The sequence below is a fragment of the Streptomyces sp. NPDC093089 genome, from assembly GCF_044754405.1.
Classification (GTDB): Bacteria; Actinomycetota; Actinomycetes; order Streptomycetales; family Streptomycetaceae; genus Streptomyces.
Window position 1 is genome coordinate 453,743 of the sequence record NZ_JBIVPA010000006.1, and the last position, 26,331, is coordinate 480,073.

The 26,331-nt window shown below is 71.5% G+C and carries 17 protein-coding genes and 1 pseudogene; 9 read left to right on the forward strand and 9 right to left on the reverse strand.

Going from position 1 to position 26,331, the window contains the following annotated elements; all coding sequences use genetic code 11:
• The first annotated feature begins 42 nt into the window (after positions 1-42).
• Positions 43-3,399 carry a S8 family peptidase gene (locus tag ACIQFX_RS17145; RefSeq protein WP_402463792.1) on the forward strand — a complete coding sequence of 1,119 codons (3,357 nt, stop codon included), beginning with the start codon at positions 43-45 and terminating at the stop codon, positions 3,397-3,399.
• Between the two features lie 83 nt (positions 3,400-3,482).
• On the opposite strand, the gene ACIQFX_RS17150 is transcribed toward ACIQFX_RS17145, so the two are convergent.
• The 6 genes from ACIQFX_RS17150 to ACIQFX_RS17175 all read right to left on the reverse strand — a co-directional run bounded on the left by ACIQFX_RS17150 (position 3,483) and on the right by ACIQFX_RS17175 (position 10,750).
• Positions 3,483-4,511, reverse strand: coding sequence for a LacI family DNA-binding transcriptional regulator (locus tag ACIQFX_RS17150; protein WP_402463794.1), 1,029 nt, complete (start codon positions 4,509-4,511; stop codon positions 3,483-3,485).
• 68 nt (positions 4,512-4,579) lie between these two features.
• Positions 4,580-6,448 (reverse strand): glycoside hydrolase family 36 protein, encoded by a 1,869-nt coding sequence (locus tag ACIQFX_RS17155; protein WP_402463796.1) that lies wholly within the window; start codon positions 6,446-6,448, stop codon positions 4,580-4,582.
• A 5-nt stretch (positions 6,449-6,453) separates the two neighbouring features.
• Positions 6,454-7,269: a carbohydrate ABC transporter permease gene (locus ACIQFX_RS17160; RefSeq protein WP_402463798.1), complete on the reverse strand. Its 816-nt coding sequence runs from the start codon at positions 7,267-7,269 to the stop codon at positions 6,454-6,456.
• Positions 7,266-8,240, reverse strand: coding sequence for a carbohydrate ABC transporter permease (locus ACIQFX_RS17165; protein WP_402463800.1), 975 nt, complete (start codon positions 8,238-8,240; stop codon positions 7,266-7,268). Before ACIQFX_RS17165 ends, ACIQFX_RS17160 begins: the two co-directional genes overlap by 4 nt.
• 3 nt (positions 8,241-8,243) lie before the next feature.
• Positions 8,244-9,578, reverse strand: coding sequence for an extracellular solute-binding protein (locus tag ACIQFX_RS17170; RefSeq protein WP_402463802.1), 1,335 nt, complete (start codon positions 9,576-9,578; stop codon positions 8,244-8,246).
• Entirely contained in the window at positions 9,563-10,750 is a 1,188-nt protein-coding gene (locus tag ACIQFX_RS17175; protein WP_402463804.1) for an aminotransferase class V-fold PLP-dependent enzyme, read from the reverse strand. The genes ACIQFX_RS17170 and ACIQFX_RS17175 overlap by 16 nt, the downstream gene beginning before the upstream one ends.
• A 301-nt stretch (positions 10,751-11,051) precedes the next feature.
• On the opposite strand from ACIQFX_RS17175, the gene ACIQFX_RS17180 reads away from it, so the two are divergent.
• The 3 genes and pseudogenes from ACIQFX_RS17180 (at position 11,052) to ACIQFX_RS17190 (ending at position 15,530) form a co-directional block, all read left to right on the forward strand.
• Positions 11,052-11,396, forward strand: coding sequence for a CU044_2847 family protein (locus ACIQFX_RS17180; protein WP_402463807.1), 345 nt, complete (start codon positions 11,052-11,054; stop codon positions 11,394-11,396).
• Positions 11,397-11,402: 6 nt separating this feature from the next.
• A pseudogene (locus ACIQFX_RS17185) lies at positions 11,403-14,138 on the forward strand (trypsin-like peptidase domain-containing protein); the annotation flags it as partial.
• Positions 14,139-14,198: 60 nt separating this feature from the next.
• A complete protein-coding gene (locus ACIQFX_RS17190; protein WP_402463860.1) occupies positions 14,199-15,530 on the forward strand; it encodes a WD40 repeat domain-containing protein in 1,332 nt (443 codons plus the stop codon).
• A gap of 120 nt (positions 15,531-15,650) precedes the next feature.
• On the opposite strand, the gene ACIQFX_RS17195 is transcribed toward ACIQFX_RS17190, so the two are convergent.
• Positions 15,651-16,538 carry a hypothetical protein gene (locus tag ACIQFX_RS17195; protein ID WP_402463809.1) on the reverse strand — a complete coding sequence of 296 codons (888 nt, stop codon included), beginning with the start codon at positions 16,536-16,538 and terminating at the stop codon, positions 15,651-15,653.
• A gap of 896 nt (positions 16,539-17,434) precedes the next feature.
• Between ACIQFX_RS17195 and ACIQFX_RS17200 the strand changes: the two genes are divergently transcribed.
• The 5 genes from ACIQFX_RS17200 (at position 17,435) to ACIQFX_RS17220 (ending at position 22,223) form a co-directional block, all read left to right on the forward strand.
• Positions 17,435-17,728, forward strand: coding sequence for a hypothetical protein (locus ACIQFX_RS17200; protein WP_402463810.1), 294 nt, complete (start codon positions 17,435-17,437; stop codon positions 17,726-17,728).
• A gap of 14 nt (positions 17,729-17,742) precedes the next feature.
• Positions 17,743-18,504, forward strand: coding sequence for an ABC transporter ATP-binding protein (locus tag ACIQFX_RS17205; RefSeq protein ID WP_402463812.1), 762 nt, complete (start codon positions 17,743-17,745; stop codon positions 18,502-18,504).
• Positions 18,501-19,472, forward strand: coding sequence for a hypothetical protein (locus tag ACIQFX_RS17210; RefSeq protein ID WP_402463814.1), 972 nt, complete (start codon positions 18,501-18,503; stop codon positions 19,470-19,472). The genes ACIQFX_RS17205 and ACIQFX_RS17210 overlap by 4 nt, the downstream gene beginning before the upstream one ends.
• An 11-nt stretch (positions 19,473-19,483) precedes the next feature.
• Positions 19,484-20,326: a hypothetical protein gene (locus ACIQFX_RS17215; protein ID WP_402463816.1), complete on the forward strand. Its 843-nt coding sequence runs from the start codon at positions 19,484-19,486 to the stop codon at positions 20,324-20,326.
• A 1,336-nt stretch (positions 20,327-21,662) separates the two neighbouring features.
• Complete coding sequence (locus ACIQFX_RS17220) at positions 21,663-22,223, forward strand: hypothetical protein (protein ID WP_402463818.1); 561 nt, start codon at positions 21,663-21,665, stop codon at positions 22,221-22,223.
• Positions 22,224-22,510: 287 nt separating this feature from the next.
• Here the strand turns inward: ACIQFX_RS17220 and ACIQFX_RS17225 are convergent, their stop codons facing one another.
• Both ACIQFX_RS17225 and ACIQFX_RS17230 read right to left on the reverse strand, forming a co-directional pair.
• Complete coding sequence (locus ACIQFX_RS17225; protein ID WP_402463820.1) at positions 22,511-24,931, reverse strand: RICIN domain-containing protein; 2,421 nt, start codon at positions 24,929-24,931, stop codon at positions 22,511-22,513.
• A gap of 141 nt (positions 24,932-25,072) precedes the next feature.
• On the reverse strand, positions 25,073-25,213 hold the full coding sequence (locus tag ACIQFX_RS17230) for a hypothetical protein (RefSeq protein ID WP_402463822.1): 141 nt from the start codon (positions 25,211-25,213) through the stop codon (positions 25,073-25,075).
• Between the last annotated feature and the right edge of the window lie 1,118 nt (positions 25,214-26,331).

Sequence of the window (26,331 nt, forward strand, 5' to 3'; positions counted from 1 at the left end):
TCGACCTCATCCCAAGCTCCTGGGGGAGACTTGCGCGCACATGTGAAGCGAGCACGCGCCTTCACCGTCACAGCCGCCGTCTCGGTGGCCCTCGTCGCAGGCACGACCGGCCCCGCGACGGCGATCCACACGAACACGGCGACGACACCGGACACCCTGCGCCTCGACGGCGACCGGCGGATCCCGCTCGTCACCGGCGACCACGTGATCGTGGACGCCGAGGGCCGGATGGTGGGCTTCGAGCCCGCCGAGGGCCGCGAGCGGATACCCGTACAGGTGCAGCGCACCGGGGACAGGACCCTCGTGGTCCCCGCCGACGCACAGAGCCTGATCGCGACCGGCCGCCTCGACGAGCGGCTCTTCGACCTCGGCGTGCTCACCGACCCGCGCCTGCGCAAGAGCCACCGCGCCGGGCTCAAGCTGATCGTGCAGTACGAAGGGGGTGCCGCCGCCGCACGCGCCGAGGTGCGGGCGGCCGGCGACACCCAGGTGCGGCGCACCTTCCCGACGCTCAACGCCGATGCCGTCCGTACGTCCCCGGACGACGTGGCCCGCGTGTGGGAGGCGCTGACCAACGGGCAGAACACCGGCGCGCGCGTCGCCGCCACCGGCATCGCCACGGTGTGGCTGGACGGGGTGCGCGGCGCGCGCCTCGACCGCAGCGTCCCGCAGATCGGCGCCGACAAGGCGTGGGAGTCCGGCTTCGACGGCACGGGCGTGAAGATCGCCGTCCTCGACACCGGCGTCGACCGGACCCACGAGGACCTCAGGACGCGGGTCGTCGGCGAGAAGAACTTCTCCGCCTCAGCCGACGCCGTGGACCGCGTCGGGCACGGCACGCACGTCGCGTCGATCGCCGCCGGCACCGGCGCCGCGTCCGGCGGCCGGTACAAGGGTGTCGCCCCGGGCGCCGAGGTGATCAGCGGGAAGGTCCTGGACGACGAGGGGTTCGGGGACGACTCCGCCGTCATCGCGGGCATGGAGTGGGCCGCCGCCGAGGGCGCGGACGTGGTCAACCTCAGCCTCGGCGGCCCCGACAGCCCCGGCGTCGACCCGCTGGAGGAGACGGTCGACCGACTGTCCGCCGAGAAGGGCATCCTGTTCGCGATCGCGGCGGGCAACGAGGGCGAGACCGGCCCGTCGTCCGTGGGTTCCCCGGGCAGCGCCGACTCCGCGCTGACCGTCGGCGCCGTGGACAAGGACGACAAGCTGGCGCCCTTCTCCAGCACCGGCCCGCGCGCCGGTGACGGCGCCGTCAAGCCGGACGTGACCGCCCCGGGCGTCGCCATCACGGCGGCGGCCGCCCCCGGCAGCGCCATCGACACCCGCCCCGGGACGCCGCACCCCGCGCCGGGCTACCTCCAGATCGACGGCACCTCCATGGCCACCCCGCACGTCGCGGGCGCCGCCGCGATCCTGAAGCAGCGGCACCCCGACTGGAAGTCCGCCGAGCTGAAGGGCGCGCTGACCGGCTCCGCCAAGGGCGGCGCCTACACCCCCTTCCAGCAGGGCACGGGCCGGATCCAGGTCGACAAGGCTCTGAAGGTGGACGTCGTCGCCGAGCCCGTGTCGCTGAACTACGGCACGGCGCTCTGGCCGCACAACGACGACAAGCCCCTCACCAAGAAGATCGCGTACCGCAACCTCGGGGACACGAACGTCACCCTGGACCTGTCGGTGTCCACCCTCGACCCGTCGGGCAAGCCCGCCCCGGCCGGGTTCTTCTCGCTCGGCGCCTCGAAGGTGACCGTGCCCGCCGGCGGCAGCGCCGAGGTCGACCTCGTCGCCGACACCAGCGTCGGCGAGGCCGACGGCACCTACTCGGGCTACGTCACCGCCACCGGCGCGGGCCAGTCCGTCCGCACGGCCGCGGTGGCCGTACGGGAGGCGGAGTCGTACGACCTCACCGTCCGGACCCTCGGCCGTGACGGCGCCGACGCCCAGAACTTCGCCACCACACTGACCGGCGTCGGCGGTCCTGCGGCGAACTTCCAGGCCCGTGTCGACAACGAGCCCGGCGCCCACACGATCCGGGTGCCCAAGGGGTCGTACACGCTGAACACGGCCGTCTACCAGGACCCGTCGGACTACACGGCGGGCACCGACTGGATCGCCCAGCCGAAGCTGGAGATCACCGGCGACACCACGGTCGTCTCCGACGCCCGCACCACCAAGCCGGTGGACCTGACCGTGCCCGGCATCGACAAGGCCGACTACGCGGGCACGTACTACGAGGTCGCGACCGGCATCGGCCGCATCGGCAACGGCTGGGTCCTGCGGGGCTTCACCGGCTTCCGCACCGCCCACATGGGGCCGGCCGTCACCGACGGCTCCCTCCTGCAGACCTGGGACGCGCACTTCGTGAAGGACGCCACCAGCCAGTACTCGGTGGCCTTCGGCGGAAAGACGAGCACGGTCGCGACCGGCTACGCCAAGCACGTGAAGGCAACCGAGCTCGCCACCCTCAAGGTCGGTCTCGGCGCCTCCGCGCCCGGCAAGACGGCGTTCGCCTCCCCGTACGCGCATTTGCCGGGCGCACCGGAGGGCAACGGCTTCTCCGCGCCGCAGCCGGCGCCGGGCACGCGCACCTTCTACGTCTCCACAGGCGACGGCGCCAGGTGGCTCACCCGGTACAACCAGCTGGGCGACAAGGACAAGTGGGGCTACCCGGCGTTCGAGGGCGCCTGGGAGATGGCCGCGCCGAAGCGCTACGAGGCCGGCCGGACGTACCGCGAGACCTTCAACACGGGTGTCATGGGCCCGCTCCTGGGTGAGGGCACGGGCGTCTTCCGTACGGTCGACCCGGTGACGGGCGTGCAGCAGATCGTCGGCGCCGTGCCGCTCGCCTCCGATGGCAAGGGGCACGCCGGGGTCGTCCCGTACACCTCGTCCGCCTCGACGCTGTACCGCGACGGGGTGAAGGTCTCCGAGAGCACCGACCCGCTGAGCGGTCACGAGCCGTTCGCGGTCGACGCCGCCGACGCCGAGTACCGGCTGACGGCGTCCGTGGAGCGCCCGGCGAAGGCGAGCGCGGTCTCCACCCGGATCGAGACCGGCTTCACCTTCCGTTCGCGGCAGGTCGCGGCCACCACGTCGCTCCCGGTCTCCACCGTCCGCTTCGCCGCCCCCGTCGACCTGTCCACGCGCGCCCCGGCGGGCCGGACGGTCCTCGTCCCGGTGACCGTGCAGGGCTCGGCGGCCGGCCGGAACCTCAAGTCGCTCACGGTGTCCGTGAGTTACGACGACGGGAAGACCTGGCAGCCGGTTCAGGTGACGAACGGCGCCGTCTCCGTGCGAAACCCGGCGAAGGACGGCGCCGTGTCGCTGTCCGCCGAGGTCACGGACAAGCAGGGCAACACGTCCACCCTGAAGATCCACAACGCGTGGTTCGGCAAGTGACGCGACCCGTGTGAGGACGGCGACGTGCCGGGAGGCGTCCGAGGACGCCTCCCGGCACGTTCCGTCGGCCGGAGGGGGGTGCCCTACCGGTCCGGCGTGCTGGCCCGTGCGACCGGCTCGGCCGGGAGCAGGAGCCCCGCCGCCGGGGCGGTGGCGGTGCCCTCGACCGCGCTGATCAGCCGGTCGACGAGGGCGTGGGCGATGCCCGCCAGGGGCAGGCCCACGCTGGTGAGGGCGGGCTGGAGCAGCGTGCAGAGCGGCAGGTCGTTGAAGCCGGTGACGGCGACGTCGGTCCCGACGGTGAGACCGGCCGCGCGCACCGCCTGGTAGGCGGAGAGGGCGAGCCAGTCGCTCGCGCAGACCAGCGCGGTCGGACGGTCGGGCCCCGTGAGGAGGCGCCGTACGGCGTGGGAGAGCGCCGCCGGGTCGTCGTCGGGGACGCCGACCTCGAAGGCGCCGCCGGGGGCGGCCGCCCCGGCCTGGAGGAAGCCGGCCCTGCGGTCGGCGAGCCAGGGCAGGGACGCGGCGGAGTTGACGTAGCAGATCCGGCGGTGCCCCTGGTCGAGCAGGCGGCGGACCAGTTCGGCGGTGGCCGCGGCGGAGTCGATGTCCACCCAGTTCTGCGGGCGGCCGGGGGCCGTGCGGCCGAAGGCGACGAACGGGAACCCGGCGTCGGCGAGCACGTCCACCCGGGGGTCGTCGTGGACGATGTCGGAGAGGACGAACCCGTCGACCTGGCGGGCGGCGATCAGCCCGTGGAAGGACTTGGCGACGGCCCCGCTCCCCTGCTGGGGGTCGCAGCGGAACAGCAGGACGCGGTGGCCGACGGCGTCGGCGGCGCTGACCAGCGCCTGGAGGAAGCCGCCCATCAGCGGGTTGGGGTCGGCGGGGTTGTCGGCCGGGGCGGGATAGCCGATGACCTTGCGGGTGCCGGTGCGCAGGCTGCGGGCGGACTGGTCGGGCTGGTAGCCGAGCTCCTCGACGGCGGCGGTGACCCGGGCGAGGGTGGTCGCGCGCAGCCGGTGGGGTGCGTTGAGGGCGTTCGAGACGGTCTGGCGGGACACTCCCGCCGCCCGTGCGACGTCCTCGATGGTCACCTGTCGAGCGGTCATCGTTCCTCTGGGGGCGCTGGTCGGCGGGCGGGCGGGGGCGGCGGACGGCCGCCCACCGCCCCCGTCGTTCAGTGCTCGCGCGTCAGGGTGAGCAGGCCGCCGGTCGGCACGGTCACCGGGTTCGTGCCGGTGACGAGGTCGAGCACGGTCTCGGACAGGATCTCACCACGGCAGTCCTGGACGCGGGCGAGGGCCCGTTCCGGCCTGCCGGCGGCCAGGAGCACCACGGGGTCCGCGTCCGCGTTGGCGACGAGGAGGGTCCGGGGACCCTCGGTGCCGGGGCCCTCCGTGTCGTCCGGGGCCGGGAGGGCGACGGGCAGCGGCGCGTAGCGCGCGACCACCGTGGTGCGGCCGTCGTGGGCGCGGACCAGGGGGTAGCCGAGGTCCGGTCGCGAGGGTTCCAGCGCGCCGAGCTGGAGGACGTCGGCATACCGGCGGAAGACGCCGAGCCAGAAGCCCAGGACGGCGAGCTGGTCGGGGGTCTGGGCGCCGAGGTCGACGGAGATCTGCGGCACCGAGAAGAGGGCGTTGACCAGGTGGACGGCGACGAACTCGGGCGTCTCGGCCGCGTTCCACATGATCATGTCGGCGTGGACGGCGAGCGGGCCCGCGACGAGCCGGCAGTCGACGGTGCGCTGGCGGTTCTCGGCCGGGCTGAGCGGGCAGTCGGTGGCGCGGACCATGGTGGCGTACGGCCAGAGCCCGGGGCTCACGTACGGCTGGCGGTGCTCGACGATCACGTCGGGCCGGCTGCGGCGCAGCCGGGCGTCGAGGTCGGCGAGCAGTCGGCGTACGCCGTCGTGGACCGCCGCGTGGTCGGCGCCGGGCGGTGCGGGCGGGGGGTCGGCGACGGCGAAGCGGTCGATGAAGTCGAGCTTCACGCCGTCCGTGCCCCACTCCTCCACGGCCCGGGAGATCCGGTCGACGAGGTGGGCGCGGACGTCGGGGTGGCGGGGGTCGAGCACGGCCGCGTCCAGGTGGGGTTCCTCGCGCAGGGTCAGCCCCTTGAAACGCTCCCAGGCCTCGTTCTGCCGGCCGATGAACGGCACGGCGTACCAGAGGAGGTGGGCGAGTCCGAGGCGGTGGACCTCGGCGACGTGGGCCGCGGGGTCGGGGAACGCCTCGGGGTTGGGCTCCCAGTCGCCGCAGTGCCCGTAGCCGCGCGTGCGGTCGGCGGTCTGCCAGCCGTCGTCGACGATGACGCTCTCGCAGCCGACGGCGGCCGCGAGGGCCGCCTGGCGTTCCACGGCGGCGGCGTCGACGTTCTGGTGGAGGCTGTACCAGGTGGAGTAGGCGGGCATCCGCGCGGCCGGGGCGACTCCGGGGTGCCGCGTTCCCTCGGCCCACCAGTCGGTGACGTCCCGCAGGGTGTCGGCGAAGTGGCGCCCGCCGACGTCGATCCGCAGTCGCAGCGGCGGCCCGTCCGGGGTGAGTTCCTGCTCCACGGTGAAGGCGAACTCGCCGCTCTCCTCCACCGCTCCGGCGCCGACGCGGACGGGCGCGGTCGTCTCTCCGGCCGCCGCGGTGCACAGCGCGCGGTCGCCGGAGCCGACCAGGCTGGCGACGGGGGCGCCCAGCGCGAGCGACACGGTGCGGGGGGCGATCCAGGACGGCGGGAGCCAGCGGGAGGCGTCGGTGTTCGGCGTCCAGTAGGCGGTGGCTCCGACGCAGGGGACGCGCCATTCGGCGCGGACGGTGACGGTGTCCGCCGTCCTGACCTCGACGAGTGCCACACCGTCGGCGACCGTGGTGGAGACCGGCTCCCACTCCTCGCCGCCGAGCCCGGTGAGGTGGACGACGAGCGGGGTTCCGGTGGCGTGGTGCAGGCCGGTGGGAAGCTGCCGGTGGACGACGGTGCCGGGGGTGTCCCCGGCCGGTGCACCCGGTCGCCAGGCGGGGACGGGCTGCGGGGCGGCGGTGTCCGGTGCGGTGGTCACGGTGGTCACTCCTTCGTGGCCCCGGCCAGCAGACCGGAGATGAACTGGCGTTGCAGGACGAGGAAGAGGGCCATCACCGGGATGGCGGCGATGGCTCCGGCGAGCAGCACCTGCGCGTAGTTGGTGGTCGACAGGCCCTGCAGGGTCGCGGTGGCCACGGGCAGCGTGTACATCTCGGGGCTGCGCAGGGCGATCAGCGGCCACACGAACTGGTTCCAGCCGCCGAGGAAGACGAACAGCGCGAGCGCGGCGATGATCGGCCGGTTGACCGGGATGACGATCCGCCACAGCACCCGCAGCTCGCCCGCGCCGTCGACGCGGGCCGCGTCCAGGAGTTCGTCCGGCATGGACCGCAGCGCCTGCCGCATGAGGAAGATGCCGAACGGGGTGACCAGGCCCGGCAGGATGACGGACTGGTAGGTGTCGATGAGGCCCAGTTCCGTCATCATCTGGAAGATCGGGATCAGCATGACCGTGTCGGGGATGACCAGGGTGCTGAGCAGCAGGACGAAGAACAGGTTGCGTCCGCGGAAGTCGAACTTCGCGAAGGCGTAGCCCGCCAGGACCGAGACGACGACGGCGCCGACGGTCTGGACGCCCGCCACCAGGACGCTGTTGAGGAGGACGCGGGTGAGTCCGATGGACTCCTGGAGCCCTTGGAGGTTCTCCATGAGGTGGCCGCCGGGGAGCAGTTTCGGCGGCCAGGAGAACACGTCCTTGTCGTCCTGCGTGGCGGCCATGGCGAGCCAGTAGAACGGGCCGACGCAGAGCCCGAAGGCGCCAGCGAGCAGCAGGGTGAGGAGGGGGCCGCGGGCCTTCATCGGCGCTCTCCCATCAGGCGGACCTGGAGGATGCCGAGGACGGACACGATCGTCGCGAGGGCGTAGGCGAGGGCCGAGGCGTAGCCGAAGTCGAAGTACGTGAAGCCGTTGTCGTACAGGTACATGGTGACGGTGAGGGTGGCGTTGTCGGGGCCGCCGCCGGTGAGGACGTACGGCTCGTCGAAGAGCTGGAGGGTGCCGATGGTGGAGAGCACGACCGTGAGGAGGAGGATGGGCCGCAGCTGGGGCAGGGTGATGGCGAGGAAGCGGCGGACCGGCCCCGCGCCGTCGACCATCGCGGCCTCGTACAGCTCCTTCGGGATGCCCTGCAGACCGGCGAGGTACATGACCGCGTTGTAGCCGGTGTAGTGCCAGGTGATCACGAGGACGATGCCGACACGAGCCCAGAAGGGGCTGCCGAGCCAGTTCACCGGGTCGATGCCGACCAGGGAGAGGACCCAGTTCAGCAGTCCCGCGTCGCGGTTGAGGATCACCGAGAACATCACGCCGGCGGCGACCAGGCCGGTCAGCGAGGGGACGAAGACGCCGAGTCGCCAGAGCGGGCGCAGCCACACCTTGGCGGAGTTCAGTCCGAGTGCCACGAGCAGGGCGAGGCCGAGCATCAGCGGCACCTGGACGACCAGGATCAGTCCTGTGTTCCTGAGCGCGGTCCAGAACAGCGGGTCCGCCAGGAGGCGCCGGTAGTTGGCGAGTCCGGCGAACCGCTCGGCGTCGCCGTTGCCGGTGGTGAGGCTGATCCAGAACGAGGCGGCGACGGGGTACGCCTTGAAGACGGCGAAGCCCAGGACGGCGGGCATGATCAGCAGGTACGGGACGGAGGTACGGGTCAGCAGCCGGCGCCGGGCCGGCCGGTCGGGGCCGGCGGGGCGGCGGGCTCCGCGACCGGCGGAGCCGGCGGGTGCGGGTGCGGCCCCGGTGGCGGGCGCGCGTTCGGGCGGGGCGAGGGACATGGGTCAGCCCGCCTGCTTCCGGCCGGTCTGGCGGGCCAGCTGCTCGGCCGCGGCCTTCAGCACCTCGGCCGGATCGGCGCCCTTGATCAGGACCTGGCTCTGCGCGTCGCTCGCCAGCTTCAGGGCGCGGCTGTAGTCGCCGGTGAAGTTGGTCGCGTCCGCCCCGGAGCCGAGCGTGTCGACGAAGGAGCGCAGCACGGCCTGGCCGCCGTAGAAGGGGTGCGGCGCGCTGAACTTCGGGTCGGTGTAAGCCGCCTTGAGGGCGGGGAAGACGCCGCCGGAGGCGAACATCCGGTTGATCTCGGCCGGCTTGGTGAGCGCGTACTCGACGAAGCGCCAGGCCGCCTTGCGGCGCTTGCTGGTCGCGGAGACGGTCAGGTAGGTGGAGTTGACGATGGCGCTGCGCCCTCCGCCGGGCACGGCGGCGGGCGGCTGCATCACACGCCACTTTCCGCTCTGGGCGGGGAACTTGGTGGCCAGGTACTCGACGGCCCAGGCGGGGTACGGCGCGGTGGCCAGCTTCCCCTGGCCTACCAGGCGCTTCCAGGTGCCCTGGCCGGCGGTGTCGGCGACGAGGCCGGCGTCGTCGAGCCGCTTGATGACGGTGAGGGCCTGGACGGCCTGCGGCGAGCCGAGCGTGACCCTGCCCTCGCCGTCGAAGTAGAAGGCGCCCTGGAGCTGCATCAGGTTCTGGAAGAAGTCCATGTCCTGGGTGGTGCCGGGCTTGTCGAGTCCGAGCAGCTGGGCGCCGGTGGCCGCGCGGATCCTCGGCCCCGCGGCGATCAGGTCGTCCCAGCTGCCGAGGGAGGCGGGGTCGACACCGGCCTTCTCGAAGTAGTCGTGCCGGTAGAACAGGCCGAGGGGGTTGACCTCCCACGGCATCGCGTGGACCGCGCCGTCCTTGCCCGTGACGGTCGGCCACAGGCCTTGCACGAAGGCGTCCTTGTACCGGTCGGCCCCGAGTCTGGACAGGTCGGCGAGGCCCGCGGGGAACTTCTCCAGGTAGCCGGGGAGGTAGTCGACGCCTATGTGGAGGACGTCGGCGAGACCCTTGCCGCCCGAGGCGAGCCCGACGGTGATCTTGTCCCAGATCGCCGGGTTGCCGAGGTCCTGCACGTCGACCTCGATCCCCGGGTTGTCCCGCTCGAAGGACGGGACGACCCCGCGCAGCGCCTCGGCCGCGGTGGTCCAGCTCCAGACGGTGATCGGACCGCTGTCGCCGTCGGCGCCCGACGCCCCGGCGCCCGATCCGCCGCCGCCGCAAGCGGCGAGGCCGAACCCGGCGGCGGAGGCGGAGGCGAGGTGCAGGATCTGACGTCGGCTCAGGTGGTGGGACATGTCGACTCCTGGGAGTGGGTGTGGGTGTGGGTGGTCGTACGGGTACGGGTGCGGGACGCGCCCCGGGCGAGGGCCTCCAGCACACCGGTGAACAGGTCCGCGGCCGCGCCCGTGGTGGAGGCGTGGGGGGAGAGCCGGATCCACTCGCCGCGGCGCGTGGTGATCACCCCGCCCGCCTCCAGCGCGCGGTGCACGGCCGCGGGGTCGTGGCCGGGCAGGCGGAAGGCCCCGATGCCGGCCCGCTCCCGCCGCCCGAGCCCGTCGAGCAGGACCTCGGCCCCCGCCCGCCGCGCCCGGTCGAGCAACTCGGCGAGCACGTCCCGGATTCGGGCGCCGACCACGTCGGGACCGCCCCCCGCGAGCAGTCCGTCGACGGCCGCGCCGAGGGCCGCGGCCGCCGGGAAGTCCGGATTGGTCGCGAGATGCGCGGCGGCCCCGGGCAACGACGGCGCCGGATACCGCTCGGCGAACGGCTCCGTGACGCCGGCCCAGCCTCCGAGCCCGGGCTCCAGCCGCTCCGCGCACCGGTCCCGGACGAGCAGCAGCGCCGCTCCCCAACCGGCCCGCAGCCACTTCTGTCCCCCGCTGACCAGGACGTCCGCGGCATCGGTCTCCAACGGCACGGCGCCGAGCCCCTGGATGGCGTCGACGATGAGCAGCCGGTCCTCCCCCAGCACCTCCTTGAGCGCCGCCAGCGGCGCCACGTGCCCGGAAAGCGAGTCGACGGCGCTGACGGCAAGTGCCCTGACCTCCGGCGTCAGGTGACGGCGCAGCAGTTCCGGAGTGACGTGGCGCCCCCGGTCCGGGTCGAAGCGCCGCACCTCCGGCCCTCCCCTGCCCGCGAACCGGAGCCACGGATAGACGTTGGCGGGGAACTCGTCCCTAGGCACCAGCACGACTCCCGGCCCCCGCAGGCCCGCGGCCACGCTGAACAGGCCGTTGCTGGTGGAGGGCGCGAGCGCGACTTCGTCCGACCGCGCCCCGAGGAGCCGAGCCGCCGACCCCCGCGCCGCGTCGCTGAGCTCGAACAGCCTCCCCAGCTCCCCCGGCCCGCACCGCGCGGCCAGCCCCACCGCCCCGACGAGCGCCCGGGCCGCCTCCCCCGTCACCGGCCCGACCCTCGCGTGGTCGAGGTAGCCGGGCACCGGCCCCTGACGAATTTGATCGTTCAAAGCACATCCCCCAACGAAGCCAGGAGCAAGAGTTTCCCTGGATTTGAAGGTTCACATTAGAGAGGTGAACCCACCCCGGCAAGAGTTCGCACCACCCACCCCGGCAAGAGTTCGCACCACCCGCATCCGGCAAGAGTTCGCACCACTCGCATCCGACCGACCGCAGCGGTCACTGTGGGCGCCCGGGATGCGACGGACGCCGAAATCGACGACGCTGGTTACGAGCCCTGGGCGGATCCGCCCACCACCGTCGAACGCGGCTGCGCCGGCACGCGCCAGCCCAGCGTACGGAGGAGGCGCTGTGACATCCCTGACCCGAATTCCCCTGGAAGGCGGGGGCTCCGTCCTGGTCGAGGACCCGTCCGCGACGGGCGGACCGGTGAAGGCCGGCCGCATCGGCGACGCCATGCGCGAGCTGCCGTCGACGCTGCAGACCTCCCTGGAACCCGTCGCCGACGCCGCCCGTGCGACGCTTCAACAGCTGCGCAGGGCAAGGCCGGACGCGATCACGGTCGAGTTCGGAGTGGACCTGGCGGTCGAGGCCGGGGCGGTGATCACGAAGAGCCGGGCCGCCGGCCATCTGAAGGTGACCGTCTCCTGGGAGCGCGAGGCCATCTACACGCCTCCACCCGCGGACGAGGACTGATGCACGATGCCCGGCAGCACGAAAGGGCTTCCCGGCTCCGTGGCCCAGGTCCTCGGACCGGACGGAAGGGTGGCGGGCGCGGCCTTCCTCGTGGCCGAGGGACTCCTCGTCACCTGCGCGCACGTCGTCGAGGCCGCGGGAAGCGGCCCCGGCATGGAGGTCGCGGCAGCCTTCCCCCACGCGGAGGGTGCCCGTGAGAGCCGGTTCGAGGGCCGGGTCCTCGACGACGCGTGGCGCGGCCCCGAGTTCGAGGACGTGGCGGTCGTCCGGCTGCACCACCCGCCGGCCGGGGTCGCTCCGCTGCCGCTGGGGGCCGCGGCGGACTGCCGGGGGCACCGTATCCGTTCCTTCGGGTTCCCCGCGCAGGCTCCGCCGGAGGGGCACTTCGGCTACGGCGAGGCCGGCGACGTACTGCCGGACACCGGCGGCAGGGGGCCCCACCTGCAACTGACCGTCGCCAACGACCTCACCACCGGCTTCAGCGGCGGGCCCGTCCTCGACGAGGTGACCGGCCTCGTCGTCGGCATGCTCACCGAGATCACCGCGCCCGACGCCTTCGAGCGAGGCCAGGGCATCGCCTACGTCACCCCCACCGAGACCCTGCGGGAGGTCCTCCCGGAACTGACCGTCCGGAGCATCTGCCCGTACCGGGGCCTGGAATCGTTCACGCTGGAACAGGCCCGGTGGTTCCAAGGCCGGAACGACGCCGTACAGCAGGTCATGGCGAGCCTGGCCCGGCAGCGGCGGCTGACGCTCCTCCTCGGGCCGTCGGGGTCGGGCAAGTCTTCCCTGGTCCAGGCGGGCGTGCTGCGCGCCCTCGCGGTGGGCGAGCTGCCGGGCAGCGACCGCTGGTCCCCCGTCCTCGCCCGCCCGCGGCAGGACCTGTCGGCCGAACTCGAGCGCGCCGGGCTCCCCGGAGCCGCCGCGGACGGGCTCGGCGCGGCGGTCGCCCGTCGGCTCGCGGCCGAGCCTGACGGCGGCCGCGTCGTGATCGTCGTCGACCAGTTCGAGGAGCTGTTCACACCCGCCCCGGACGACGGCCGGCCGCCGGACCGCGTCCCTCTCGCACGACAGCTCGCGACGGCGGTCGACGAGAACGTCCGGCTCAGCGTGATCCTGGTCATGCGCGACGACTTCTACCCCCAACTCGCCGCGCAGGCACCCCTGTTGCTGGAAGCGGCCAAGCCAGGGCTGCTCAACGTCCCCAACACCCTGAGCAAGAAGGACCTGCACGACATCATCACCCTGCCCGCGGCCGACGTCGGAGCCCGCCTCCAGGCCGGACTGCCCGAACAGATCATCACCGACGTGCTGGCCACCACCCCCGACGGGCGCACGCAGGGCCAGGTGCCCGCCACGGTCCTCCCCCTGCTGGAGCTCACCCTCGAACAACTGTGGGACCGACGCGAGGACGGATTCCTCACCCACGACGCCTACCACCGCATCGGAGCGGTCAGCGGCAGCCTGACCTAGTGGTGCGACACCGCGCTCGAGCGGTTGTCCGACGGACAGCGCCCCGTCGCCCGGCGCATCCTGACGTCCCTGGTCCGCCCCGAGGACCCCCGGCGCCGGGCCCCCGCCGTCCGCGCCCAGGTCCCGCTCGACGAACTCCGCGACCTGGCGGGCGACCCGGACGGGGCACCCGACGGACACCAGGACGCCGACGACGTGATCGCCGCCCTGGCCCGCCACCGGATCATCACCACCCAGACACCCGCCACCTCGGAGGATTCGGACGGCCCTCCCCGCCGGCCCGTGGCCGAGCTGATCCACGACGCGCTCATCCGCGACTGGGGCACCCTGCACGACTGGCTCGCCCAGGACCGCCGCTTCCACGAGTGGCTCGACAGCACCCGCGAGCGCCGGGCCCGTTGGGCCGAGAAGAAGGACCCGGGCGACCTGCTGGCCGGCACGGCACTCGCGGAAGGCCTCGACTGGTCCCGCAAGCACCGCCTGCCGGGCGACATCACGGCCTTCCTCACCGCCAGCAAGGACCGTCAGCACGCCGTCATCCGTCGCAGCAGGCGTCTCAACACGGTGCTCGCCACGCTGCTGGTCCTCGCCCTCGTCGCCGTCGGAGGCGCGCTGTGGCAATGGCGGACCGCAGTCACCGCCAGCGAGGCGGCTCAGGCACGACAGCTCGCCGCGGAGTCGGCCGAGCTCATCGGGACCAACCCCGAACTCGCCTCGCTGCTGGCCGTCCGGGCCTACCGGACCAACCACAACCCGGAGTCCCGGGAGGCCCTGCTGAACGCGGCGGCGCTGCCGGAGCACCAGCGCCTGGACGGTCACACCGAAGCCGTGCGCCAAGTGGCGTTCAGCCCCGACGGCAAGACCCTCGCCACCGTGGGGGACGACCAGACCCTGCGGCTGTGGAACGCGGACGACGGCACCCTCCGCGCCACTCGGGAGGGGCACGAAGGCGAGGTGTACGCGTTGGCGTTCAGCCCGGACGGAAACACCATCGCCACGGGCGGCGAGGACGGGACCGTGCGGCTGTGGAGCGGGGACGGCGACGACCGTACCGTCATCACCGAACCCTCCTCCGGGGTGGCCGCGTTGGCGTTCAGCCCGGACGGAAACACCATCGCGACCGGCAACGGGGACGGAAAGGTACAGCTGTGGGACGCGGCCACGGGCGCGCTCCGCACGAATCTCGAAGGACACGAAGAGATCGTCTACTCCGTGGCGTTCAGCCCCGACGGACACACGCTCGCCAGCGGCAGCGCGGACGCGACCGTGCGGCTGTGGGATGTCGGCCTCGGCAAGGAGGGCAGGAAGCTGGACGCGTTGCAAGGCGAGGTGTACGACGTGGCGTTCAGCCACGACGAAACCCTCGCCAGCGTCAGCGCCGACGGCGCCTTGCGACTGTGGGACACGACCACCGGGGAGAGCCGCGACTCCCAGACCGAGGGCACTCCGGAAGCATTGGCGTTCAGCCCCGACGGCCGCACCGTGGCCACCGGGGACGACAACACCGTGCAGCTCTGGGACCCGGCAACAGGCGCGGCCCTCACGGGGTTCGTCGGCCACGCGAACAACGTCAACGCAGTGGCTTTCAGCCCCGACGGACACACGCTCGCTTCGGGCGGTCTCGACAGCACAGTGCGGCTGTGGGACACGACCTCCGGTACGGAACGGCCCCTCCGAGCCGGACACACCGGCGCCGTCATGTCCGTGGCCTTCACTCCGGACGGCCGCACCCTCGCCACCGGCAGTCTGGACACGACCGCCCACCTGTCGGACGTCCGCAGCGGAGCGGTCAGGCACACCTTGCACGGCGGCGGCGACAGCTCGGTGGGTGCCGTGGCCGTCAGCCCGGACGGCAGCATCGTGGCGACGGGTGACTGGGCCGGGGCCGTCGAACTGTGGGACGCCGAAACAGGCAAGTTGATCAAGTCCTGGACCGAGCACGGGGACGCGGTGAACGGGGTGACGTTCAGCTCTGACGGCCGCACCCTCGCGTCCGCCAGTGCCGACTACACCGTGCGACTGTGGGACATGCGCACGCGCACGCCCGGCGCAGTCCTTGAGGGCCATACCGACGGAGTCAACGGGGTGGCGTTCAGCCCCGACGGCAAGACGGTCGCCACCGCGTCCGGCGACACGAGGGTCGGCCTGTGGGACACGGACACCGGCGCGAACCGTGAGTACTTGAAGGGACACACGGACCAGGTGAACACGGTGGCATTCAGCCCGGACGGATCCACCCTCGCGTCGGCGGGCAACGACCGCACCGCCCGGTTGCGGGACGTCGCGTCGGGCGACACCCGCACCACACTGATCGGACACACGGATCAGGTGCACACGGTGGCGTTCAGCCCCGACGGCCACACCCTCGCCACCAGCGGCATCGACGCCTCCATACGACTCTGGAACGTCGCGTCCGGCCGGACCCTCACCACCCTGCTCGGACACTTCGGCGCCGTGTTCGCCCTGACCTTCAGCCCCGACGGCCACACCCTCGCCACCGGCAGCGGCGACTCCACCGTACGGCTCTGGAACATCGACCTCCCCCAGCCCGACGCCGCTCTCACCACCGTCTGCCGCAACGCCGGCCGGGACCTGACCCCGCAGGAGCGCACGGCCTACCTGCCGGACCAGTCGACCGACCCGGTGTGCCCGTCCCGTTGAAGAGGTCAGGGGCCGTTTCGGATGTCTCTGAAACGGCCCCCCGCTCCCGGCCCGACGCGGCGGACAAGACCGAAGGGCCCCGGGGGTGCCTGGCCTTCCCGACCGGACGAGGGACGAACGTCAGCGCGCCCCGGTGGCGGCACGCATGACGTACGCGTCGATGTGAGTCCGGGTGAGGGTGTTGCCGTGGGCGTCCGTCAGCTCCACGCGCAGCGACACCGCCTTGCCGGGTTCCGGCGTCGTCACCGTGATCCGTCCGCCGGTCAGCGCCGCCCGCGTCCAGGTGGCGCCCCGGTCCGTCGACACGGACACGGTCAGCGACCGCACCCCCGAAAGCCGGGCGGCGCCCTCCACCGTCACCGCCACCCGGCTCGTGGTGTGCGCGGGGGCGGTGCCGTCGAGCGCGAGATCGGGGCCGAAGCGTACGGCCCTCAGCGGGAGGTCGGTGGCGGTGGCCGTCGCGGCGGAGGTGAACGTACACGTCGCCGTGACGCTCCCGCGCGGCCGTGTCGCGCTCGCCGTCGGCCGGTAGGCGGCCCGCCCCGCCGGCACCGTGGACGAGGCGTGCCCCGGCTTCTCGCCGCGGCGGGTCGCGACCAGCGTGCCGTTGCGGTGCAGCGTGACGGTCGAAGCCGTGAACAGGGGCGAGGCCCCCGCGTGGCCTTCGCCGTCGGCGAGCAGCGGCACCGTCAGGTCCAAGGGGTCGCCGGTGCGCTGCGCGACGGGTCGGGCGCCGGGCGAGGAGTCCAGGACCGGGCCGAAGACCGGGGTGTCGAAGGTGTGCACCGTGGTGGAGCCGGGCGTGAACGAGCGGCCGAGGACGAAGTAGTTGTAGGCCGGCCCCTCCTGCTCCGGTTGCGCGCCGTACACGAGGTCCCAGGTGCCGCGCTCGGGCGTGAGGAGAAACGTCCCGGTGCCTCCCGAGGGAACCGCCGGCGCCAGCGCCGGCGAGGGGCCTGCCGACGGCATGAAGTCGACGAGGGCCGTTCCCCCTCCGGACGCGGACACCCCGCGCGCACCACCAGCGCGGCCAGGTCGCCGGGCGTCGGGTGCCGGACCGGACCGGTCAGCGCCCGCTCGCCCCGGAAGACGTGACCGAGGGCGCAGACACCGCCCGGCCGGCTCCAGTACGAGTCCACCCAGGTCCTTACGGCCCCGCGCTCGGCGGCAGGCCCCAGGTGCGCGATCCGCAGGTCCAGCGACATCGTCAGCAGGTGCGCGAGGCCGGTGACCCCCTCGTACGTCACCTCGGCGAACACCCCGCTCCGTTCGAACCCGGCGTCGGCGACCGGCGGCCGGATGTCCACCGGGCGCGCGACCCGGGCGTCGAGCACGAGGGCCATGTCACGGTCGACGTCCAATCGACTGCACCCTCATCTGCTACCGCAGACTCACCAATTGAGATGACGTCTAAGACGTTGCTCCACTTGGCGGGCCGTCAGTGCGTAGCGTCTCGCCCCCCCAGAAGCCAGATCGCAGCGATCGGAAACGCTTGACAGCGCGAATCCACTCCGACACGCTCACACCAGGAGATGTTTACGTCAACATGGCTACCCGCCAGCCGACATGACTGCTCGTCAGACGGCAGCCTTCTCCCTGGACACGAGGCCGGGACGGATGGTCGACCCCAGCCGTCCCGCATGGAATCTGTCCCCGGCCAGATGGCCGGACGCAACCCCTCAACAGCCGGAACGGTCGCCCCGCACACGGCCGACCCGGCGCACCCCCCACCCGATATCGGCGAAAGACCGCCGGTTTCCTCTGGAGTGCTTATGAGCCTCGCCTCTGCCCGCATACGTCGCGCGGGCATCACCACTCTGCTTGCCGCTCTCGCGGTTGGCGCTGTCGCCACCACCGCCTCCGCAGCGACGTGGAGCACGTCCAACCGATACCTCAGTTCGGCGGTGTCGGGAGACGAGACGTCCACCTGGTACGCGGTCGGCACGAACACGCAGTACATCACCCAGAACCTGTGCGTGACCCGCCATGGGGGACGCATCGCCTACGACTTCAAGAAGTCGGTCACGGGCTTCGACGAGTGGGTGGCCTGGCGGGACTGGTCGTGTGACAACGACCCCTACACCAAGAGCTACACCGGCGAGGGCAACGGCTACTACTACGCGAGGGTTGCCTCCACCCCGTCCGGCGGCGTGGTCGACGAGCTCAACCTCAGGGTCTACCGCGTCACCGGCTACTAAGGAATCTCCCTTTCATGACACCCGTTCTCTCCTGTCGCGGTGTGGTCAAGACGTACGGTAAGCGCACCGTGCTGGACGGCGTGTCCCTGAGCGTGGAGGCCGGTCAGGTGACCGGCCTCCTCGGCCTCAACGGGGCGGGCAAGACCACGCTTATGCGTATAGCCACCGGCCTTGTCGCTCCGACCGCGGGCGCCGTGCAGGTACTCGGCCACGCCTTGCCGATGCGTCCTCCCGTTCTGGCCCGGGTCGGTGCCGCATTGGACGCCCCCGCCTTCTACCGGTGGATGACCGGACACAGCATGCTCCGCGTGCTCCTGGACACCGCGGGCCTGCCCGACGGGGGCCGTGCCGACCGCGCACTGGAACGCGTCGGCCTTGCTGATGCCGCGAGGCGCCGAGTCCGTACGTACTCGCAGGGAATGCGTCAGCGGCTGGCTGTTGCCGCGGCTCTTATGAAGGAACCGGACCTGTTGATCCTGGACGAGCCGACCAACGGCCTTGATCCCGCGGGCGTGCGCCAGATACGCGGCATCATCGCCGAAGAGACCGCCCGTGGTGCAGGAGTCCTGATCTCCAGTCATCAGCTGGACGAGATCGCCCGGCTGTGCGACAGCATCGTCATGATCTCGCAGGGCGTGGTGAGCGCGTCAGGGACGGTCGAGCAGCTCGGTCTCGGCGCGGCGAACGGACCGCAGGACCTGGAGGACTGGTTCTTCGCTCAACAGCGGACCGATGCCCGCGCCTGCGTCCAGGGGAACGGGAACGGGGCCGCATGAAATCGTGGCTGCGTCTCCTCGGCTGCGAACTGCGCCGCACACTGCCGCGCCTGCTCCCCGTGGCCATGCTCCTCCTGCTGGCTGTCGGCATAACTCTTCAGACGCTCAACGTGCAGCGCCTCGCGTACAACAACCTGCGGAACGTGCGTGCCGGGCTCGCGCGTCTGACCCCGGAAGGCTGCGCGAAGGACGCGTCGAACCTTCCACCGGACGTCCCCGCCGATCAGTTCCTCAAGGACTGCCTGGCCGGTCTGGAAAGCACGCGCACGGCGTACGAGAACATCGAGACCGGATTCACGGCCACCGCCGAACACATGGGGCTTGCTCAGCACTCTCTCGGCGCCCTCGGCTGGACCTTCGGGTGGCTCGCCACCGCACCCGGCCTGCTCGCGATCCTTGTCCTCGCAGCATTCTTCACCGCCGGCGAGTGGTCTCGCGGCACAGCGGTGCCGCTGCTGCTACAGGAGCAGCGGCTGTGGCGGTTGTTGTCCGCCAAGGCCGCTGTGCTCTGGCTGTGGTCCCTGCTGGTGGCCGCGGCGATGACGGTAGGGGTCTGGCTTCTGGCAGTGATGCACACGCGCCGTACCTTCCCGCTCCACCAGATGGTCGTGCCGGATGAGGTCTCGGCCTACACGTGGCCACGGGTGGGCACTGGTCTGCTCGTGCTCGGCGTGGCCTGCTCGGCCGCCGTCGGGTTGGCGGCCGTCGTACGGTTGCCGCTGCGCACTCTCCTCGTCGGGGTGCTGGTCCTGGCTGTCGCAGCGTCGCCTGTCATGTCATGGCTGCCCGGGCCGGTGCTGGCCGACGCAATGGGCCTGTTGCCCGGGCTGAATGTTTACGACCACCTGTGGACCTCGCCGTCGGCTGACTCGGCCACCCCGGCAGCTGTGCGGGCTTTGCCCTGGGTCGCGCTGCTCTGTTTGGCCTTGTGGCAGGCGTGGCGCACCCGTCCGCGTGACCTGGTGTGAGGGACGGAACCATGATGCGGATCATTGCCCCGCTGCGGGCGGAAGCACGGCTGGCCGTCCTACCGGCTGCCGTGCTGACGGTCCTGCTCGCTGCCGCGGCCACGGTGCGTGCGGTCTTCTCGTACCTCGACGGCGTCCAGCGCGGGGCGAACGGCCTGGACGCGAGCATCACCGCGCTGGCCGCTCCGGCCGGGGCGTTGCAAGCGGCCGCGTGGCACTACTCCTCCCTGCTTGGGCTGGTATGCGTAGCGATGCTGTGCGGGGTGGTGCTGGCCGAGGGTCTGGAAAGCGGAACGTGGCCGCTTGTGCGTCTCCATCAGGGGCGTGTCTGGCTGCTGGTGGTACGCAAGATCGTGGTCGTGTTGTTCTTCGCCGTGCTCGGCATGGCCGTGACCGCGGTGGCGCTCTGGGCCGCCTTCAGAGTGAGTCACTCCGTACAGCCCCCGGTCGGGTCCCAGCCTGTGGAGGTGGCAACGGCCGTTCCGAGCTGGAGTGAGGCGCTGACGACCTGCGCCAGGGCGCTGCTCGTGCTGTCGTTCTTCGCGACGCTCACCGCGAGCGGGGCCGCCGTCGCCCGGGCCGTCATCCCGGCAGCCGTCCTGGGAGCGGGTCCCCTTGTGGTCACCTTGCCACTCGTGACCACGGATTTCCGCGTCTGGGTGCCGCATTACTGGATTGCCGCCTGGATGAGACTGCCCGAGGGCGCGCAGTGGACCCTCTACTGGTGGAGCTCCGCGCCAGGGTCCCCGAACGCCGGTACAGCACTGACCGTACTCGCCACTCTGGCCGGCTTCCTACTGCTGGCGACGTGGCTTTCCCTGCGCACGGAGAGGTCCCTGACGCCTCGCGCGTGAGAGTCCGAGGCGTCACGTCAGCATGCAGCAGGTGCTGTCGATCGTCGGCTTCAGTGACTGGCTGCCGGGATGGCAGCCGTGGCCATATCTGCTGGTCGCGGCCCCGGCGTGGTTGTTGACCCGTCCCTGTCGGAGCCAGGCCGACGTTCCCCCGGCCTGGCTCCGCGGCATGGACAGGCCACGAGCCGTCCCCGTGAAGATGCTCGTTCCCGGTGTGTTGACCCTGACCGCCGCTGTGCGGGCCGTGCTGCAGAACTACGAGCCAGGCCTCGGCCACGAGGAGGCTGTCCACGCCAACAAGGCCCGGTCCTGGCTGGACGGGACTTCCGTTGCAGGCTGGGGTACGTATCGGTCGGCCTTCCCGCGCTCGGCAGCCTGGCTCTTGCCCTGCACGATGACACGGGCGCGCTGCTCGCCTCGGGGCTCGCGGCCGTGGCCGAGCGGCCGGTGGTGCTGCGGATGGCCGAACGCTGGCATGTGTTTCTTGGGACAACGGCCCTGCTCATCCACATCATTCTCGGCCTCGCAACCGACGGCGAACCGCGCTTCGCCCACCTGTCCGTCGCCCTTCTCACCATGCTCGGTCTTCACGCCGTGGCCGAAGCGACGGGCCGGTGGACAGCGCCTGCACTCGCCGCAGTCACCGAGCTCGCAGCCGTCACCGAGCTCGCAGCCGTCACGGTGCTGGGAACAGCCCAGGTCGTTGCGTACGGTGCGATGCCGGGCCCCGACCATCTGAGCAACTCGACCGTACCCATTGCCTGGCAGCTCTCCTCGTCGTGGGAGGCTGTCTCCTTCATGGACGTTGTCGAAGCGGGTTTGGCTACCAGGCCACGCCCAGCAGGCCAGTGTCGCCTGCGAGGATGCCCGATCAACCGCTCATCGCCATCTTCGGCTCGCTCCGCCATGTCCTTTCGGGTCAGCTGGCCGATCCCCGCGAGCGAGTCCCGGACGCGCACTTCTGCCATGCGTGATCTGCCGTCCGAGTACGGACCCTGGCAGACCGTCCTGCCGACACTGCTGCAGGCGAGAGCGGATGCGTCTGGGCTGATCACCGGGGAGTTCAACGTCGACTCCACGATCTTCCGGAATCATCAGCATGCGGCCGACGCCCGCCAGGACGGCGTCGGGCGGAAGGAACCGCCTGGGGGGATCGGCCGACGAACCCGACGACCACGGGCTGGGCAGGTCGCGGGACGGGTTCACCACCAAGATCCACCTGGCGTGCGAGCAGGGACAGAAGCCGGTGCCCCGTGCCGCGTCGGCGCCCTCAGTGCCACTAATCCATAACGGATCTGAACCGAAAGTGCGGGTGCTGTTCACCAGCGAACCCGGCGTGGAACCTGGACGGCAAGCGATCCCCACCCTGCCCCCGGACGCCTTCGACACCGTGCGCCCATCCCTGAACACCCGCGTCGACGAGACGGGCATACCCTCCACCGTCAAGGGCTGGACGACCACCGCGCCGTCGGGCTGGAGCATCGACGACTCCGCCATGCCGGCCGGCGGCGTGACAGAGTGGCGCGGCTGGTCCTTCGCCACCGGCGAGTTCTGGACCAACATCGCACTCGGCCAGCAGCGCGAGACCAACGTCCGCGCCCGTGACGTCTTCGCCGTCGCCGACTCCGACGAGTGGGACGACAAGGCTCACGACCCCGGCCAGTTCGACTCCAGCCTGATCAGCCGTGCCTTCGCCGTGACCGGTGACGTGAGACAAGGGCCGGGGAGCGGATCACCGCCCGCTCTCCGGCCCCTTCATGTCTCCGCCCCGGGCCCCGCACTCGCGGGGACGGTTCCGTGCCGTCCCCGACTCTGTCGGAAACGGGCGGCGGGATCACCCACGGTCGCGTCAGTGATCCCGGGATCGAGGACCTCACCGTCCTCCGTACACAGCTGAACCCACGAAGCAGCGACGCCACGCGGCCCGGAGGCCCGGCGTCAGCACGTGTGGATAGGCCCTCGGCCGACACGGAGGAGTCGATCCAGGCGCCGGCGCAGCGGTCGCACCGCCCGCATGGGACCGGACCTTGTCGTCGTGCCGCCCTCTCAAGCCATGGGCGCCGCAGATCGAAGGCCGCTCACCCCCACCTCCGCAGTGGGCGTGAGCCCCGTCGGCGCACAGCCCGGCGAAGACACCGGAGGGCTGGTCCGGAAGCCGTCCGGCTTCCGGACCAGCCCAAGGTGTCAGGAGGTGGTGAGCTGCTGGTTGGTGCCCGTGCTGCAGGTGTACTGGATGACCTGGGCGCCGTTCGCCGTGGAGGCGCCGCTCACGTCCAGGCACTTGCCGCTGTGGCGGGCCAGCAGGGTGATGAACCCGTCCGCCGACCTGTGCACCGACCACTGCTGGTTGGCGCCGCCGCCGCAGGTGTACTGGAAGGCGATCGCGCCGTCGGCGGTGGAGGCACCGGTCACATCGAGGCACTTTCCGCTGTGCCGGGCGACGACGTTGACGTAGCCACCGCCCGCGGGGCGCAGGGACCACTGCTGGTTGGTGCCGGTGCCGCAGGTGTACTGGATGACCTGGGCGCCGTCCGTGGTGGAGGCGCCGGTCACGTCCAGGCACTTCCCGCTGTGCCGCATCCGCAGCGGCGCCCAGGTGTCCGCGGCGACGGAGCGGAAGGTCCAGGACTGGTTGGACCCGGTGGTGGGACGGTAGACGCCGACGGGCGCGCCGTCGCTGGTGGACTGGCCGCTGACATCGAGGAGCTTGCCGCTTGCGCTGTTGACCAGGGTGTAGTGCCCCTCACCGGCGGTGGAGAGCATCCACTTCTGCTCGGCGGAGGTGCCCGAGTCCACCAGGGCGAGGGCGTCGCCCTGGGCGGCGAGCGCCTTGCCGTTGGCGACGCTCGTGATCCGGTAGGTCGCGGTGTTGCCCCAGTCGGTCGAGGCGAGCTTGGTGAACGTCCACTGCTGCGACGTGGTGGTCGGGCTGGAGTTGCGCTGGACCAGCGTGCTCTGACCGCCGCTGGTGGCGACGGCCAGGGCCTTGCCGCTGTTGTCGTTGAGCAGCTGCCGCGCGGCGCCGGTGGGAGCCGTGGTGTCGGAGACGTTCACGCCCGTCGCGCCGGGCAGGACGAACGTCGTGACGGAGCCCGCTCCCACGGTGGCGGTGAGCGTCCTGCCGGCGGGGGTCAGGTCGCTCTCGCGCTGGAGGTTCTTGGTGCCGTCGGTGGTGTAGCGCTCGACGGCACCGGTGCCCACGGTCTGGAACCCGGAGAGGTTCAGGGTGAGCCGCTGGGGCTCGTTGGTGGGGTTGGTGTGGACGACGACCGCGCCCTGGCCGGCAGGCCGCAGGGCGGCGAAGGTGTCGGCGTTGTCGGTGTTGATGACCCGGGCGCCCGGACGGACGAACTTGGTGTAGTTCGCCATCGCCCAGTACTTCTTGTTCTTGCGGATCGGCTCGGTGGCCGCGTCGGCCGGGGTGAAGTCGGTCTGGATGAGGCCCCAGTTGGAGTTCTCGCGGCTTGGCGTCATGTTCTCGTAGTCCTCGACGGCCTGCCACAGGACCCAGGCGCTCGGCTCAAGCTCGCGGAAGTCCTCGTTGACGCGCTGGCTGAGGTCGAGGGCGGGGCTCATGTCGGTGAAGCTCTGCCCGACGCTGCCGCCGAGGTCCACCTCGGACATCCACAGCGGCTTGGCCGTCCCCTTGGCGATGTCACGGGCACCGATACGGCCGCCGGTGCTGTACGTGTGGGTGTTGAGCTTGCCGACCGCATCCTTGGCCGCGGTGCTGTAGGCGTCCCAGTTGGTGCGGAAGAGGTTCGGGTTGGTCTCGTCCATGGCGGCGATGGGCGTGTTGACACCGTCGGCGTTCAGCTTGGCCCGCATGGTCGTGATCATGTTGGCCTGGGAGGCAGTACTCCAGTGGGATCCTTCCTGCCGGCCGCCCGCGCCCCAATAGTTGGTGCTCGGTTCGTTGATGGGGGAAAGGGTGCCGAAGGTGACACCGGTGGCGTCCTGCGCGCGCTTCATGGCGCCGGAGAGGTACGCGGCGAACCGCTCGTACTGGTCGGAGCGGAGGTTGTCGTGCCAGGCGTTCCAGTTGCCCGAGACGAGACCGCTGTTCGTCATGAAGTAGGGCGCGGAGTTGGAGAAGGCCTCGAACTTGTCGGCGCCACGCGCCTTGGCGGCGGTGAGCCACCAGCGCTGGTTGGCGTCGGCGTTCGGGTTCCAGTGGGTCGGGTTGTTCGGGTCCCACCAGTCGGGGGACTCGGCCCCGGGGCGGTTCCACCAGCCGGGGACGGCGGCACCGGCCCGCATGTAGGGGGTGGTCTCGGGGCTGTCGCCGCCGCCGATGTTGTAGCGGGCGATGGTGAAGCCGAGGCCGTCCGCGCCGTAGAGGGCGTCGGCGAGCGCGTTGCGCTGGGCGTCCGGCCAGCCTCCGGTCACGTTGGCGAACCAGGCGAGCGCGGTGCCCCAGCCCTCGAACGGCTGCTGCTGGTAGCTCGGGTCGGGGCGGACGGTCACCGCCTGCCCGGTGCTTTCCGTCGCCACGGAGGTCACGGGCGTCAGGCCGGTCGTGACGAGCGCGGCCACGGCGGCGGCGCCGACGAGCGCGGCTCTTCGGCGCGCACGGTTCGGGTGTTGTTCACGGGTGGAGGGCATGGTCGATCTCCTGAGTCGGTCGTTCATCGCTGAGGGGGCGCGGTGAAGGGGACGGCGCGGCCGGGTGGTGCGGACCGAGCAGTCGTGTGCGGCGGATCCCGACAGGGAGGCGGGGCCCGCTCGGTGGGGTCCGGACGGCGGTCAGGCAGCCGTACGGAGCCACTTCTGGTTGGCGGCGTTGTTGTTGCAGCTCCACTGGATGACGGCGGTGACGAGGGGGCACAGGGAAACGGCATCGAGTGCGGTGAGCAGGGCGCACGTCCTCGAGGACGGGTGTCGCATGATCGCGTACCTCGTGGTTTGAGGGGAGGAAGTGTCTGGTGGGGTGGATGGGACAGGCGTAGGGCGACCTCCGTACAGAGATGTCCATAGGTGGGGTGCCCCGACGGGGGCGCATGCGCAACAGAGAGCGACCGCCGGACAGGATCCGGAGTCACCGCCGGAAAGTGTCCGCTGCGTTACGAGGAGGTGTCACCTTCTCGTGTTTGCGTTAACGCGATCGCTTGGGACGAGAGTTTGGGAAGGATGGGAATGACTGTCAAGGTTTCGGGCAAGATCCACCGAAGGACGACCGGTCGGTATGTTTACACCAGGATGCGGAGGGCTCTCTGCGTGGGCGGGCCTTGAACTCTTCTGACGGAGAGTTACCTGTATGGCGACGGGGATGTGCCGACAGTCCGGCGAGAGCATGCCGTCGTCCGCGCCCGGCTCGTGGTGCGGAAACGGGCGACACCTATCGCTCCCGTCACGACAGCGGATTCGCCCGGGTTGACGCGTCGCCCGACGTCGCTTCAACCAGCCGTGGTTCGTCGGCTCAGTAACGGAGAGTGTGCACGGCGAGGGCCGAGGGATCACGGATCGCTTCTGCGGACGGGTGGCCGCATCCCCTAGGCGGTGGCGTCATCGGCCGCCACCGCCTAGGGATTGCATACACTTCCAGCCGCCGCGCCCGGGCCTGGTCATGACTGCGCCGTGACCCGGTCCGCGAGAGCGGTGCGGCGCCTACGTCCTGGTGCACTCCGTGTATCCGGGGCGCGGGCCCGGCTTCAGTGGTCCGGCGGGACACCCGCCCGCCGGGGGTGCGGCGCCGGCGGGGAAGGTCGAGCGGGGCCGGGCCGACGCGTGAGATCTGCCCGGTGCTCCGAGCCCCGTAGACGACCCGAGTCGCTCCCCCACTGCTCGGCGGGGCGGGCTGAGGCTCCGGCCCCCCGGAACGGAGTGGCCCTCATTGGGATTCGCTTCGCGACGGACGGTTTCTCCGTCCTTCGTGAACCTCTCGGTCAACGGAACCTTTGTTTCGTTTTCAATCCGGACTGTTCGCTCTTGACGCCCGTTGCACACCGGTGCAACCATCGCGCCACCGATGATCGCGCAAACATCGCCGCATCGTCCTCTTTTCT

Bases quoted from the DNA above. Each gene is read 5' to 3' on its own strand.
- ACIQFX_RS17170 (WP_402463802.1), bottom strand. From the start codon at position 9,578: ATGTCCCACCACCTGAGCCGACGTCAGATCCTGCACCTCGCCTCCGCC.
- ACIQFX_RS17160 (WP_402463798.1), bottom strand. From the start codon at position 7,269: ATGAAGGCCCGCGGCCCCCTCCTCACCCTGCTGCTCGCTGGCGCCTTC.
- ACIQFX_RS17150 (WP_402463794.1), bottom strand. From the start codon at position 4,511: ATGACCGCTCGACAGGTGACCATCGAGGACGTCGCACGGGCGGCGGGA.
- ACIQFX_RS17230 (WP_402463822.1), bottom strand. From the start codon at position 25,213: ATGCGACACCCGTCCTCGAGGACGTGCGCCCTGCTCACCGCACTCGAT.
- ACIQFX_RS17205 (WP_402463812.1), top strand. From the start codon at position 17,743: ATGACACCCGTTCTCTCCTGTCGCGGTGTGGTCAAGACGTACGGTAAG.
- ACIQFX_RS17215 (WP_402463816.1), top strand. From the start codon at position 19,484: ATGATGCGGATCATTGCCCCGCTGCGGGCGGAAGCACGGCTGGCCGTC.
- ACIQFX_RS17225 (WP_402463820.1), bottom strand. From the start codon at position 24,931: ATGCCCTCCACCCGTGAACAACACCCGAACCGTGCGCGCCGAAGAGCC.
- ACIQFX_RS17210 (WP_402463814.1), top strand. From the start codon at position 18,501: ATGAAATCGTGGCTGCGTCTCCTCGGCTGCGAACTGCGCCGCACACTG.
- ACIQFX_RS17165 (WP_402463800.1), bottom strand. From the start codon at position 8,240: ATGTCCCTCGCCCCGCCCGAACGCGCGCCCGCCACCGGGGCCGCACCC.